The organism is Streptomyces sp. NPDC006655, assembly GCF_040703965.1.
In the GTDB taxonomy this organism is placed as follows: Bacteria; Actinomycetota; Actinomycetes; order Streptomycetales; family Streptomycetaceae; genus Streptomyces.
The window spans coordinates 107,231-121,495 of the sequence record NZ_JBEYJU010000010.1 but is presented as its reverse complement, the minus strand read 5'-3'; the positions used below and the strand labels follow the sequence as shown (position 1 = coordinate 121,495).

At 69.5% G+C, this 14,265-nt stretch carries 10 protein-coding genes; 5 read left to right on the top strand and 5 right to left on the bottom strand.

The annotated features are described in order from the left end of the window. Positions 1 to 22 precede the first annotated feature (22 nt). The 4 genes from AB0958_RS08685 to fxlM all read left to right on the top strand — a co-directional run bounded on the left by AB0958_RS08685 (position 23) and on the right by fxlM (position 5,863). Complete coding sequence (locus tag AB0958_RS08685; protein WP_366889613.1) at positions 23 to 241, top strand: FxLD family lanthipeptide; 219 nt, start codon at positions 23 to 25, stop codon at positions 239 to 241. A gap of 77 nt (positions 242 to 318) precedes the next feature. Then, on the top strand, positions 319 to 3,381 hold the full coding sequence (locus AB0958_RS08680) for a lantibiotic dehydratase (protein WP_366889612.1): 3,063 nt from the start codon (positions 319 to 321) through the stop codon (positions 3,379 to 3,381). After that, entirely contained in the window at positions 3,357 to 4,553 is a 1,197-nt protein-coding gene (locus AB0958_RS08675) for a lanthionine synthetase C family protein (protein ID WP_366889611.1), read from the top strand. The genes AB0958_RS08680 and AB0958_RS08675 overlap by 25 nt, the downstream gene beginning before the upstream one ends. An 86-nt stretch (positions 4,554 to 4,639) precedes the next feature. Next, a complete protein-coding gene (fxlM, locus tag AB0958_RS08670) occupies positions 4,640 to 5,863 on the top strand; it encodes a methyltransferase, FxLD system (protein WP_366889610.1) in 1,224 nt (407 codons plus the stop codon). 475 nt (positions 5,864 to 6,338) lie between these two features. Here fxlM and haaN read toward each other — a convergent pair whose 3' ends face one another. The 4 genes from haaN to haaT form a co-directional block, all read right to left on the bottom strand. Then, on the bottom strand, positions 6,339 to 6,818 hold the full coding sequence (haaN, locus tag AB0958_RS08665; RefSeq protein ID WP_366889609.1) for a cyclophane-containing RiPP N-acetyltransferase HaaN: 480 nt from the start codon (positions 6,816 to 6,818) through the stop codon (positions 6,339 to 6,341). Positions 6,819 to 6,910: 92 nt separating this feature from the next. Beyond that, the gene (locus AB0958_RS08660; protein ID WP_366889608.1) at positions 6,911 to 8,071 is read right to left on the bottom strand and encodes an FxsB family cyclophane-forming radical SAM/SPASM peptide maturase; all 1,161 of its coding nucleotides are present in this window, start codon (positions 8,069 to 8,071) and stop codon (positions 6,911 to 6,913) included. Between the two features lie 13 nt (positions 8,072 to 8,084). Beyond that, positions 8,085 to 8,297 (bottom strand): HaaA family cyclophane-containing RiPP peptide, encoded by a 213-nt coding sequence (gene haaA, locus AB0958_RS08655; RefSeq protein ID WP_366889607.1) that lies wholly within the window; start codon positions 8,295 to 8,297, stop codon positions 8,085 to 8,087. Between the two features lie 139 nt (positions 8,298 to 8,436). Next, positions 8,437 to 11,196: a cyclophane-containing RiPP biosynthesis TPR protein HaaT gene (gene haaT / locus AB0958_RS08650; protein WP_366889606.1), complete on the bottom strand. Its 2,760-nt coding sequence runs from the start codon at positions 11,194 to 11,196 to the stop codon at positions 8,437 to 8,439. 231 nt (positions 11,197 to 11,427) lie between these two features. Between haaT and AB0958_RS08645 the strand changes: the two genes are divergently transcribed. Continuing rightward, on the top strand, positions 11,428 to 12,864 hold the full coding sequence (locus AB0958_RS08645; RefSeq protein WP_366889605.1) for a DNA phosphorothioation-associated putative methyltransferase: 1,437 nt from the start codon (positions 11,428 to 11,430) through the stop codon (positions 12,862 to 12,864). A gap of 18 nt (positions 12,865 to 12,882) precedes the next feature. On the opposite strand, the gene dndA is transcribed toward AB0958_RS08645, so the two are convergent. Then, positions 12,883 to 14,034 (bottom strand): cysteine desulfurase DndA, encoded by a 1,152-nt coding sequence (gene dndA, locus AB0958_RS08640; RefSeq protein ID WP_366889604.1) that lies wholly within the window; start codon positions 14,032 to 14,034, stop codon positions 12,883 to 12,885. Positions 14,035 to 14,265: the final 231 nt, after the last annotated feature.

Below are 14,265 nucleotides of genomic sequence, written 5' to 3'. Positions count from 1 at the left end.
TTCTGACACGAGAGGAAGTGCGATGACCGCAACCACACTCAGCCCGATCAGCGCGCCGCCGCCGGTAACGGCCGGCACCGATGCATCCGTCGCGACAGGCGCCATCGAGGGGCCTGCCGACCCTTTCGACATCGACCTCACCATCATCACGGAGGTCGACTCCGACCTGCTTCCCAGGGCCTGCGACACCGGTGACGGCTGCAAGCCGTCCTGCGCCTCGTCCTGCGCGAGCGCCGTCTGACAGCGGCTCCTGCGGGGCCGGGGGCGGTTTCGCTCCCGGCCCCACCCGGTCACAGCACTTTGGCGGAGGCACTGGAAATGGGAAGTGACGGAAGGCTCTACCAGCACACGGGCACGGCCCTGCTCCGGGCCGCCGCGATGCCACTGACGAGTCTGCCGGGATGGTGGCCCGATCCTTCGGACACGGACGCGTGCGGCAGGTGGCTGAAGCAGGTATGGGCCGACCAGCGATTCGCCGACGCCGTTCGGCAGACGAGCGGTGACCTCGCCGCGCGGGTCGACACGATCCTCGCCGGGCAGCCGGCACGCCCCAAGCAGGTCCAGCGCGCAGCCCTGGCCACCGTCCGCTACGTGCTGCGAGCCACCGGGCGACCGACCCCGTTCGGCCTCTTCGCCGGGGTGGCGCCGGTCAGCGTGGGGTCCACGCCGTACGCGAGATGGGGAGAAGCGCACTGGGCCGTGGCACGGGTGGACACCGAGTGGCTGGACGACGTCGTCGTCCGCCTGGAGGCGTGCCCCGACCTGCTGGAAAGCCTGGACGTGGTGCTGAACAACCTGGCGGCACGCCGAGGAGGACGCTTGCACGTCCCGCACGGTGGACCGATGGGGGCCACCGTCCGGCGTACCAGCGCGGTCCGCCTGATCGAGAACCTCGCGCGGGAGCCGGTCCGCTTCGCCGTCCTCGCGGAGCAGTTGGCCGCCTCCTTTCCCCGAACCGAGCCGCGGCACATCGGCACACTGCTCGGCGAGCTCGTGCGCGAGAAGTTCCTGATCACCAGCCTGCGCCCGCCGATGACCGACATCGATCCGCTGTCCCACCTGATCGAACGACTCCACGTCGCGGACGCCGGTACGGTGCCGGAGGTCGCGAAGGTTCTGGACGAACTGGAAGCGGTGCAACGTGCCGTGCACGAGCACAACCGGCTTCCCGCCACCCACCAAGGGCCGCAACGGGATGCGCTGACAGCCCACTTGCGCCGGCTCTCCGGCGCGGGGCGAAACCCGCTGGCCATCGACCTGCGGCTGGACGCCGAGGTACGAATACCCGAGAGCGTCGCGCTCGAGATGGAACGAGCCGCCGATGTGCTGCTGAGGCTGACGCGCCGACCGACCGGCCAGGGTGTGTGGAAGGAGTACCAGGTCGCCTTCTGGGAGCGGTACGGCACCGGCACGCTGGTGCCGGTCAAGGAGGTCGTCGACCCGGCCTCCGGGCTCGGCTACCCGGCCGAGTACCCCGGCAGCCGCAGGACCGCGCCGCCACCGGTGGTCTCCGAGCGCGACGAGCGACTGCTGGCCACGGCCTGGCAGGCGCTCGCCGACGGCGACAGGGAGATCGTCCTCACCGACGACCTGGTCGAGCGTCTGGCCGACGAGACGATGGCCGCGCAGGAGGCGCCGCCCCACGTGGAGATGTGCGCGCGCCTGCACGCCCACAGCCTGCCCGCGCTGGAACGCGGGGACTTCACGCTCACCGTGACGCCGGCACGCGCGGCGGGAACGCTCACCTCCCGATTCTCACCGGTCGCCACCGGCTCCGGCCTCGACGAGATCTACCGCCAGGTCCCCGCGAGCGTCGAGAACGCGCTGACCGCCCAGCTCTCCTTTCCGCCGCTGTACCCGCACACCGAGAACGTCGCCCGCGTCCCCGCCTATCTCCCGCACGTGATCCCGCTGGGCGAGCACCGCGGCCCCGCCGACACCGGGCCGACGCTCATCGATGTCGACGACCTCGCGGTCACGGCCACGCACACCCGCCTGTACCTGGTCAGCATCTCCCGCCGCCGCGTGGTGGACCCGCAGGTCTTCCACGCCATGGCCCTGGACAAGCAACCCCCGCCCCTGGCCCGGTTCCTGGCGCATCTGACCCGCGCCTTCGGCCCCGCCTGGACCGGCTTCGACTGGGGACCGCACGGCGCGCGGCTGCCCTTCCTGCCCCGCGTCCGCCACGGGCGCGTGATCCTCTCGCCCAGCCGCTGGAACCTGACCGCAGACGCTCTGCCAGGTCGTGGAGCGGAGACGCGCGAGTGGGCGGACGCCCTCGGCCGGTGGCGGAAGCGGTGGCACTGCCACGGTGCCGTCGAGCTACGAGAGGACGACCGGACGCGGCGGCTGCGGCTCGACGTGCCGGCCCACGTCGCCGTCCTACGCGCCCACCTCGCCCGGGAAGGCCAGGCCGTGCTCACCGAGGCGCCACCCGAGGAGAGCTACGGCTGGATCGACGGCCACGTCCACGAGATCGCCCTGCCGATGACCAGCACGCGCCCGCCAGCCCCTGGCCCGCTCTCCGGCCTCCTCCCCGTGCTCACCAACAGCACCCTCGGACCCGTACCGGGGTCGGTGTGGGCACCCTGGCTGAACGCCAAGATCTACACCCACCCCGACCAGTTCGAGGAGCTGATTGGCACCCACCTCGCGCAGCTCACGGCCCAGCTCCCCGACGCACCCGAGTGGTGGTTCGTCCGGTACCGCAGCCCGCACGACCTCGACCATCTGCGCCTGCGCATCCGCACCCGCAGCCCCGGGCAGTACGCGGCCTGCACCGAGCTCGTCGCCCGATGGGCCGCGGCGCTGCGCCGCGAGGGGTTCAGCAGTCGACTCGTGTTCGACACCTACACCCCGGAGGTCGGCCGCTACGGCCCCGGCGCCGCCCTCCGCGGTGCCGAGGCGGTGTTCACGGCCGACTCGGCCTACGCCCTCGCCGCACTGCGGGGCCTGCGAGCCGACGGCGTCGGCGACATCGACGGGCGTGCGCTGGCCGCGGTCGGCATGGTGGACATCGCGCGCGGCCTGCTCGGCCCCGACGAGGGTATGCGCTGGCTGGCGAGCCGCCCCGCGCCTGGGACCCGCGGCGAGCGAGGTGTCAGAGACCAGACCATCGAACTCGTTCGCCACGCCACGCCCCGGGCCCGCGGCTGGAGCGAAGCGCTGGCCGGCGCCTGGCACCGCCGCGCCGCGGCCCTGGCGCTGTATCGCGAGCACCTCGCCGAGGGCATGGACCGCGACTCCGTCCTGGAGTCCCTGCTTCACATGCACCACAACCGCCTGCGTGGCCTGGACCGTGAGGACGAGGGGATCTGCCGCCGCCTGGCCCGTCAGTCCACCGTCGCGTGGGCCGCATGGCCAAGGGAAAGCCGTCCATGAGCCACGACACGCCGCCCACACCCACGAGACCCGGCTGGGGCCAGTCGCTGTACTCCGGTGCCGCGGGAGCCGCTCTGTTACATGCCGTCAGGACCCGCACCGGAGAAGACGACAGGGACGCGCTCCGGCCGTGGGCCGCCGCCATGGTCAAGGGCCCGATCCAGGCCGCTCCCGAAGCATGCGGCCTGTACGAGGGCGCCCCGGCCGTCGCGTACGTCCTCAGTTTCACGCACACCGACACCGCCAACCGTGCCCTGGCGACCCTGGACACACACCTGGCGGACGTCACACACCACCACCTCTGGCGGGCACACGCGCGCATCGACCGCGGCGCGCTGCCCAACCTGGGCGAGTACGACCTCATCAGCGGACTGACCGGGCTGGGCGTGTACCACCTGCACCGCGGCCACCGGACAGAGCTGCGGGACACCCTCACCTACCTGGTGCGGCTTACCGAACCGATCACCGTCGAGGCCCAGCTCCTCCCTGGCTGGTGGACCAGCGACAGCCCCGATCTGCGCCCGTCGCCGCGATGGCCCGGCGGACACCTGAACTTCGGCCTGGCCCACGGCATCAGCGGACCGCTCGCACTACTGGCCACGGCCATGCGTCATGGCCACACGGTGCCCGGCCAGCGGCAGGCCATCATCCGGATCTGCGAACGGCTTGATCGGTGGCGCGAGGGCACCGGCACGCGCGCCTGGTGGCCGGACCTGATCACCCGAGCCGAACACCGGCGCGGCGTTCTCCAGCACAAAGGCCCCGGACGCCCGTCCTGGTGCTACGGCACCCCCGGCATCGCCCGCGCCCAACAACTCGCCGGTATCGCCCTCGGCGACCGCGACCGGCAACGCCAGGCCGAACAGGCCCTGGTTGGATGCCTGGCCGACGACCAGCAACTCGCCCAGCTCAGCGACGCGTCCCTCTGTCACGGCTGGGCGGGGCTCATACAGACCGCCTCCCGGGCCGCCGCCGACGCCGTCGACGACGAGCTCGCGGGACACCTGCCTCGTCTGCGGATCCGGCTCGACGAGCACCTGGACCACAGCGGACCACCGGACGGCGTCGGCCTCATGGACGGCACGTCGGGCGTTCATCTGGTCCGCCTCAGCGACCCCGCCAACACGGCGATCACCGCCCCCTGGGACCGCTGCCTGCTCGTGGCGGGATGACGCCGCGAACCGCACCCCGAACCACAGCGAATGAGTACGATCTGCCCCTGCCGTACGCACGGCCGGGCACCTTCCGGAAGGACGCGATGAACAACACCACCGGTGCCTCCCCCGAGGACCTGCGCAACCGCCTGGTCGACGCCATCCTGAAGCAGGAGGTCTCCGGCCTCCGCGACGCACGCGTCGAAACCGCCATGCGGACCGTACCCCGCCACGCCTTCCTCCCCGACGCGACCGTCGAGGAGGCGTATGCCAACAAGAGCGTGACCATCAAGGCGAACCCGGACGAGGACGCACTTCCGCTGAGCTGCGCCTCCCAGCCCGACGTCGTGCACTTCATGCTGGTCCAGCTCGCGGTCCGTGAAGGCGACAACGTCTTCGAGATCGGCGCCGGCACCGGTTACAACGCCGCCCTGCTCAAGCACCTCACCGGGACGTCCGGAGAGGTCACCACGTGCGACATCGCGCCCGACGTGACCGCCTACGCCCGCCGGATGCTGGACGCGAACGGATACAGCGACGTTCGCGTGGTCACGAGGGACGGCGCCCTGGGCGCCCCGGAGTTCGGTCCCTACGACCGGATGATCGCGGCCGTCGGCATGTGGGATCTCCCCGGCGCCTGGTGGGACCAGCTCGCCGTCGGCGGACGCCTCGTGGTCCCGCTGCGATGGCGCGGGCTGTCCAGGTCCGTGGCGTTCCGACGGGAGAAGGACCTGATGCGGTCCGACTCCGTCAGGATGTGCGGCTTCCTCCCGGTGATCGGCCAGGACGGGGAGCGCGACGACTACATCGACGACAACCGGCTCGTCAGGCTCTACTGGGACGAGGACCAGCCCGTCGCCCCCGACCTCCTGCGCGACGTCCTCACCCGTCCGAAGTCGGTCGTCTGGACGGAGGCGACAGTCGGCTCCGTCGAGTCCTTCGACGGCGTCTGGCTGCGCCTGAGCGCCGCCGAGCGAGCGACCTGCCGCATCACCGCGAAGGCCGCGGCGATGGAGGCCGGCCTCCATCGCCCCGCCGCACCTGCCCTGAGCCCCGCCCTCGTCGAGGGGGGCTCCATCGCCTATCTCACTCTGGAGCGGACCGCCGAAGACCAGGGCGCCGAACCCCGGTTCAGGTTGGGAGCCGTCGGCTACGGACCCGCCGGCGCCGAGCTCGCCGAGCGGATCTGCGCACAGATCCGTGCCTGGAGCCCGGCAAGGACCGTCGACCCCGTGATCACCGCCTACCCCGCGGACACGCCGGACAGCGATCTTGTCGACGGAGCCGTGATCGACCGCCCCTCCGCGCGGCTCGTCATCACCTACTGACATCCCTGCTGATTCCAATCGGGCGGGCGTGGCTGTCGGCAGGTGCGGCCGCGCCCACCGAAGCGAGAGCAGAGCCGTCGTGGAGGGCGGCGATCAGCCCTGGGCGAGGTTCGCCTCGCAGGTGCTGCACCGCCGCACGGCCGTCCGCTTCGGATTGCCCGCGGTGGCAGTCGCCGGGTAGGTGCTGCTCAACCGTTCCCACAGTCCGTGCGGAGGATTCGGGATCCACCCCCACCGCGGGGGCCGAACGTCGTCCTCGGTCATGTGGTCGCACCAGCCTGGCAGGTGCGCGCACTCCCCGGGAGAGATCAGGATCGTGTCATCCGGATGCGCACGCCACTCCCTCTTCACGGTCGTCGACACGGCACGAGAGCCCACCGAAGGTGATGAGTCCGGCGGGCAGTCGCACCCAAGCCCGATGACGACCCGGCCGCCGCACTCCTCGCAGCGCTCCTCCTTCACAGCCGCACTCACCTCACGCGTTGCCGGAGGCGACCCGGTAGACGATCTTCCCGTCCGACTCGGTGAACCCGAGTGCCTCGTAGAAGGCCGGTGCGCCTGGGTTGTCGCGGTCAGCCATCCATTCGACCCGGCTGCAGCCGGGTCGTGCGGCGGCCAGGGCACGGAGTTCGCCCATGAGGCGGGCACCGATGCCCTGTCGGCGCAGGGTGCCGCGGACGTACAGCTCCTTCAGGAACAGGGAGTGGGTGGAGCCGGCGGCCGGCCAGAGAAAGGAGTAGGCGGCGAGTCCGACGATGTCCCCGGCGTCGTCCTCGACCAGCAGCGCGGAGGCCAGCGGCGGCGAGCCGAAAAGGGCCTCCTCGACCTGGATGCGGCGTTCGTCCAGCGGCTGGATGTCGGCGTCGGTCGTGCCGTAGTACCGCTCGATCTCCTCGATCAGCTCGGCCATGGCCGGGACGTCCCGCTTCTCCGCAGGGCGGATCGTCACGCTCATCGCTGCCTCCCTCTCGTTCCTCGGTTGCTTCTGTCGCTACCCCACTCGTTCGTACCAACGCGCGCCCCCACGCGGCGGTACGGCACAGGTGCCTACGGTGACGCGGCAGCCCCCGTCTGGGGATTCCAGCCGTACTCCCGCAAAGAGCCCTGGACGTGCCGGATGAGGTACTCCAGGTCCGCGCAGTAGACGGACGGGTTCCGGTAGCCGCGGGCGGCACTGAAGCGGTGTGGGAGGTAGCCGCCACCGCAGACGTCCACGAGCGGGCAGGCGCGGCACTCTTCAGCCAGCGCGTTCCTCCCGTGCTGCCGGTGCAGCAGCTTCGGATGCGACAGCGCTTCGTCGAAGGAGTGGCGGAGGACGTCGAGCCCGAGCCAGGAGGCGCCCTCCTCCACCGACCGCAGGGTGTCCACCGCCTCGACGGAGCCGTCGGACTCGATCACGACGCTCGTCGGCGGGGCCAGGCCGAGCGTCTCCACCGAGCCGCGCACGCCGGAGCTGAGGGCCACGATGTCCTCCAGCATCCGGACGCTGTGCCGGTACTCGGGGCGGGCGAGCCAGGCGTCGTACACCCTGCTCATCCACAGCCCGTACTCGGGCAGGCCAGGGTCGGTGCGGAACGGCGGGTCGTCGTGGGTCGCGTGCGGCAGACCGAAGTCGATCACGGGCGGTTCGAAGGCCGCCAGGTAGTCGTGGACCTCGGCAGGGTCATTGGCCAGGTCCACGACGGCGAGCAGTCCCGCGAACAGGTGCGGCCGCGACCGCAGGAGTTCGATGCCTTGCACCGCCGAGGCAGCGCTCGACCGCCCAGCGTGGGTCAACCTGTGCCGGTCGTTCGCACGCGGTGGCCCGTCGAGGCTGACGCCGACCGCGACCTCGTACCGCTCGAAGAGGTCCAGCCAGGCGCCGGACAGAAGCGTTCCGTTGGTCTGGAGCTCGAAAAGAACCTGGCTCCCGGCCGGCGCACCCTCCCGGACCGACTCCAGCAGACCGGCCATGTGCTCTACGCCGACGAGCAGCGGCTCCCCGCCGTGCAGTACGACGTGGATGGTCCGAAGGTCGTGCGCGGAGGCGTGCTCACCGATCCGCCGGGCAGCGGCCCGGGCCACGGCGAGGTCCATGCGGGCGGGAAGGCGCCGCGCCGCCTGGTCCCTGGAGTTGAAGACGAAGCAGTAGTCGCAGTCGATGTTGCAGCGGTTGGCGACCTTGAGGATGAACGTTCGGAAAGGTGCGAGGCCTTCGGGTTCTGTCATCGACCGGACGTGCTCACAGCGGCCAGGGCCAGATGAGCGAGGCCGCGTGGGAACCGTCGCCGAACCGTCCCGTCATGCCCTCCGCGGTCTCCTCCGCCTCCAGCCGCTGCCGGACGCGGGCGGCCACGCGGTCCAGGACGGCGGTGCCGGCCGCCGTCGGCTCCGCTGCCGCGGGGCTGACGGCCGTGATGGTGTGCGGCTCAGTGACGGACGTGGGTGACGGCATCCAACGCTCCTCGCGAGGTACGTACCGGAGGCGGCACGGTGAGACGGGGTTGAAGCGACAGACCAGCCGGAACCGTAGCAGCCTCAACAACTCACCCGGCACAGGGAATTCGGCCACATGGTCGGGGCCAACCGGACCGCTACACCAGCAACTGCTCAATGTCGTCCACGGCCGCGCTCACTCCCAACCGCCGGTACACGGTCACGGCGGCTCGCAGCGAGCCCACGCCGTGACCAGGCCCGTCAACCGTCCAGTCGCAGCGGCCGATGCCCTCCAGTGCCCGCGCCTCCTCCAACGGGCAGCGGATGTCCCGCGCGAGCGTGAGGGCCTGATCGAAGTGCTGGCGGGCGGTTGTCGGTTCACCGGAGTTGAGCAGCAGCATGCCCCAGTGGTTCAGCACCTCCGCCTCCCCGCACCGGTCGCCCAGGCCTCGGAGGATCCGCAGTCCATCCTGGAACGCCTCGACCGCTCCGTCGCTCTCACCGACGATGCTGCGAGCCGCGCCCAGCTCGCTCAGCGAGGCGGCCTCACCTCCGCGACTGCCGAGCTCGCGGTAGACCTCCAGGGCCTCCTCCAGAAGCCGGATCGCCTCGGTCGCATCCCCGGCCACACGTTCCACGGCGCCCAGGTGGCGGATGCTGTTGGCGCGGCCGAACCGGTCACCAAGCTCGGTGAAGTGCGTCAAGGCCTGTCTGTGTGCCGTCCGCGCTCCCTCGATGTCTCCGGTCAGCCGCCGGACGACGCCCAACTCGTTGAGCGCGTAGGCCTGGTGCTCACGGTCGTCCAGCTCCAGGTAGATGTCGAACGCTTCCTGGTGATGCCGAGCCGCCACTTCATAAGCACCCATGAGGCAGTGCACGACGCCCAGGTCCCGCAGGGAGTTCGCCTCCCCGTACCGGTCACCGAGCTCCCGGTAGATCGTCAGAGCCTCGCTCTGCGCCTCCACCGCGGCGTCGAACCGGCTCATCTGCCGGTGTGTCATGCCGAGATCGGCCAGAGCGTTCGCCTGTCCGAGCCGGTAGTCCAGCTCACGGTAGAGGGAGAGGGCCTCGGCCTGGGCGCGGGACGCGTCCTCGTTGTCCGCGGTCAGGTACCAGACGATGCCGAGCTGGTTCAGAGCGTCCGCCTTGCCCCGCCGCTCGTCGACCGCTTCGTACGCCGTCACGGCGTCGTTCAGTGCCTCGATCGCCTGCGGATAGGCCGCCATGAAGCGGCGTACGACACCAAGTTCGGCGAGAGCGTCACCCCGGGCCCTCTGATCGCCGGTGTGGCGGGCGGCCTCGGCGGCGGTCCGGTGCAGCCCGACGGCCTGGTCCCAGGGGCCGGCCTGACGCAGGAAGGGCGCCATGGCCGCGGCGAGCCGGACCACGAGGTCGTACAGGGCGAGACCGTTCGCCTGCCGGACGGAGGCGAGGATGTTGGCCCGCTCGGCCTCCAGCCAGCTCAGGGCGCCCGCCCGCGATTCCATGGCCGGAGTCTCTACCCGCGAGGCGCCGTCCGGCGCCGGAGGCACCGCGGCTCCGCTGCGCACGATGTGCCCGTTCGCGACGGCGAGAGCGGCCAGGTAGTAGGTGCATACACGCTGGACGGCCTGTACGTGATCATCCATGCTGTCCCCTTCGACGGCGAGGCCCCGGGCGTAGTCGCGAAGGAGATCGTGCAGTCGGTATCGGCTACCCGGCTGCTCGTCGATCAGGTGGTCGTCGTAGAGCGCCTCGAGGTGCCGACGGGCCACCAGCACCGGAACCTCACCCAGGGCCGCGCCGACGTGCGCGTCGAGATCGGTGCCCGGGAAGAAGCCGAGCTGTCTGAAGAAGCGCTGCCGCTCCGGCGCGAGATCCCGGTAGGACAGATCGAACGTCGCGGTGACGGCGCGTTCCCCGGCCCGCAGCTCTCCCAGCCGGTCCCGCGCCGCCACCAGCCGCCCGCGCAGGTCCTCGGCGGTCCAGGACGGATGGTGCCGCAGCCGTGCCGCGAGCAGCGACACCCCCAGCGGCAGACACCCGCACAGTCGCACCAGTTCGTCCACCACACCCCGGTCGATCCCGTCAGCCGGCCGCCCACTGAGCCTCACGAAGAGGTCGACCGCGTGATCCGGCGGTAGCGCCTCCACTGACATGACCACCTCCTCGCTCGCCACCAGCCGCCTGCGGCTGGTCACCAACACCAGGCACCCGCTCCCACCGGGGAGCAGTGGCTCCAGCTGCCGGTAGCTGGCCGCGTTGTCGAGGATCAGCAGCGCCTTCTTGTCCGCGAGCCTGCTCCGCCACATGGCGGCCCGGGCCTCCGTGACCGCTCCGACGTCGTCCCCGACGGGTATCTGCTGCGTCGGCACGCCGGCGGCCGCGAGAAGCGAGGCGAGCGCCTCGCCGGCCTGCACCGGAGTGCGCCCCGGCGTGTACCCGTTGAGGTTCACGAAGAGCTGACCATCGGGAAACCGCTCGGAGAGCAGGTGCCCGGCGTGCACGGCGAAAGTGGTCTTCCCGACGCCCGGCATCCCGTCAATCACATGAACCGGCAGCCCCTCACCACGCTCCTGCGAGGCCTGCACGGAGCCCATCAGCTGTTCCAGTTCCCCGACACGGTCGGTGAACGCGGCGATGTCGCGTGGCAACGAACGCAGCACCTGGGCGGCTCCCGGTGGCCCCGCTCCATCCTCCGATCGCCCCGGCGTGGTAGGAGGCCGAGCCTCGGAGAGCCCGGCGAGCAGGGCCGTCAGCCCCGCCATCGTCACGCCCAACACGACGAACGAGAACCAGGCATGCTCCTGTAACCACCCCAACCAGCCGGGCCACCGCGACTCGTTGGACACGGCATTGGTGACGAGCCCGACCAGCAGCGTGGTCACAGCACCGCCTCCGGCGACGCCGGCGATCGCGAGTCCACGCCGGAGTCTCATACGGCCACCATGCTCCTGTCGGCGACCCGTGAGAGCGCAGGTGGAACCAGCCTGGACACCAAGGGACCCCCGAAATCGATACCCGACTGTCCAAGCGCATCAGGCACACGCCGACTGGTCAAGGACGCCTCAGGTCGAGCTCAGGACTCGGCCCTGCCTCCTCGAAAGTCTCCTGTCGGCCAATTCCCCTGACTACGCTTGTTACCAGCACCTGAGACGCAGCGAGGCTCGATGCAGGAGACCTGGAACAGCGACCGCCGTCGTACAGCCATCGGCCGCGCAACCCTGTCCGTACCCGCCCGTCAGGCCCTCGCCGACAGGCAACTCACCCCGGACCGAACAGTTCTCGACTACGGCTGCGGCCGCGGTGACGATGTCCGGGCTCTAGAACGACTCGACTGCAAGATCACCGGATGGGATCCGTACTACCGCTCTGGCTCCCGCGTCGAACCCTCATCCGTCGTCCTCCTCACCTACGTGCTGAACGTGATCGAGGACCCCGCAGAACGCCGGGAGACCCTGAAGCAAGCCTGGGAGCTGGCAACTACCGTCCTGATCGTCTCCGCTCGCCTTACCTGGGAGAAGTCCAAAGTTCGCGGCGAGACCTTCGGCGATGGCCTGCTCACCAGCCGCCAGACGTTCCAGCACCTTTACGGCGCCAGCGAGCTGCGCTCGTACGTCGAGGAGGTCACGGGGGCCCGGGTCGTCTCGGCGTCCCCCGGCATCGTCTACGCCTTCAAGGAAGATGCCGCCCGTCTCAGCTACCTCGCGCAGCGGATCGTCCCAGATGCCGAATGGCTTGCATCTGAAGACACTGCGACCGCAATCACCGCACTCGTGGACTACGTGGAGCGGCGAGGCCGCCCTCCCCGCATCGACGAGATGCCGCGTGCCACCGCGGAGCTCCTGGCACACCTCAAGCCGAACGAGCTCAAGCGTCTCGTCCGAGACTCAGCCGACGCCGACAAGATCTCCGAGGGGGCCAAGCGCTCGACCCTGAACACCCTGCTCTACCTAGCTGTGGAACTCTTCAACGGCCGCGGCCCGTTCAGCAACCTCCCGGAAAGTGTGCAGTTGGACGTACGCGCCTTCTTCACGTCCTACAAGGAAGCCTGCCAGCGTTCAGACCGTCTGCTCCTCAAGCTCCGCGATGACGCATACGTACGCGGCGCGATGAATGCGTCACAGGTCGGAAAGCTGACGCCAACAGCCCTATACGTGCACCGAAGAGCCCTGGACCAAATGCCCACCGTGCTAAGGCTGTACGAGCACTGCGCGTCGATCGCCGCCGGCCGCCCGCAGGACTGGACAGTAGCCAAGCTGAGGCACCAGGGGCGCGCGGTCTCTTGGCTCGACTACCCAGACTTCGACAAGGATCCGCACCCGCGGATCCTCTCCTCCTACCAGGTCGACTTGAAGACCCTTGAGACGTCACACACGTCGTACGCGAACTCCGCCAACCGTCCGCTGCTCCACCGCAAGCACGAATTCCTCACCCCGGACGACCCCGACGTGCCCCGTTACCGGCGGCTCACCGAGTCCGAGGTGAGGGCGGGGCTCTACGAGCACCCACACCTCATCGGTACCGAGAACGGATGGGAAACCGAGCTGATCAGATGTGGCCGTGAGCTGCGCGGGCACCGGCTGGTGCGCCGCACAACAGGCTGACTGGCGTCTTCAGCCGACTCAAGAGGCGGTCGGTTGCATCCGCACGACCGTCGCCACGAACTCCTCCGGGTCGAAGTCGGCGACCTGGCTCGGGAACCAGGAGAAGCGCAGCCCGTTGGTAGCTACCTCCTTCGGTAGCCCCATGGCCATTAGTACGTGACTCGGTGTGTACGAGGCACTGGTGCACGCTGAGCCCGTCGCGACGGCGATCTGTTCTTTCAGCCTCACGATCAGCGCTTCCGCATTGAGCCCCTCGAAGGTCACATTGAGGATGTGCGGCACGCTGTGCTCAGTGTCCCCGTTGATGTGGAAGACGGTCTTGCCAAGGGCGGTAAGCATGCGCTCGCGCATTGCAAGGGCATCTCGCTCCCAGCGCTCCTGTCCCTCTTGAAAGATCTTCGCTGCCTCATAGAGACCCATGATCAGAGGTACGGGGAGCGTGCCGGGCCGGAGCTTTCGCTCCTGGCCGCCTCCGAACATGATGGGCTCCAGAGGAGCTTTGTCCCAGCCGCGCCGGCGAGTCACTAGAGCTCCCACGCCCTTCGGCGCTCCGACCTTGTGGCCGCTGATGCTGATCAAGTCGATGGGGGCCTTGAGGTCCTCGGGGAGCTTGCCGTAGCCCTGAGCCGCGTCGACATGGAAATAGGTGGAAGTCTCCCGAAGCTTCTCTGCGAGCTCGGCGACTGGCTGGATCACTCCGGTCTCGTTGTTCACATGCATCAAAGAGACCAGGAGAGTGTCCGGGCGGAGCTTCTCCAGCACAGCTTCCGTCGTGACCCTGCCAGACGGTCCAGGCTCCAGAAAGTCAACCTCGAAGCCGTTGCTCTGCAGGTGCATGAGGGGTTCGATGACCGCTTTGTGCTCGATGGCGGACGTGATGATGTGGCGCCGCTGATGCTTCTCCCCGTACGGCGCCATGCCCAGGAGAGCGATGTTGTTGGACTCCGTCGCTCCGCTGGTGAAGATGACCTCCTCCGGTTTGGCTCCGACCGTTTCCGCTAGGAAGGTCCGCGCCTCCTGAACCGCCGCCTTCGCCCGCGTCCCGTACTCGTGGGTACGGCTGCCCGCGTTCCCGAAGTCTTCGGTCATCCAGTGCAGCACCACGTCAGCAACACGAGGGTCCACCCGCGTCGTCGCCGCCGCGTCCAAATACGCCACCACAACAGCCACCCACTTCTAAGACGTTTTCCTGTCACCACGTACGTCAATCCGTTAACGTACACACGTGACGTGCAAACGCACAGCAGGACCTTACGACGTACCTCAACACCAACCTCGGCTCACGTCATCCCTGTGGGTGGCGATACGCCAAGTACGGCACGCGCAGCCCGGCGATGACATGCACTACCTCCGCCGCGCTTGCACACACTGAAGGAAGCGCTGGTACGTCAACCGAGAGCC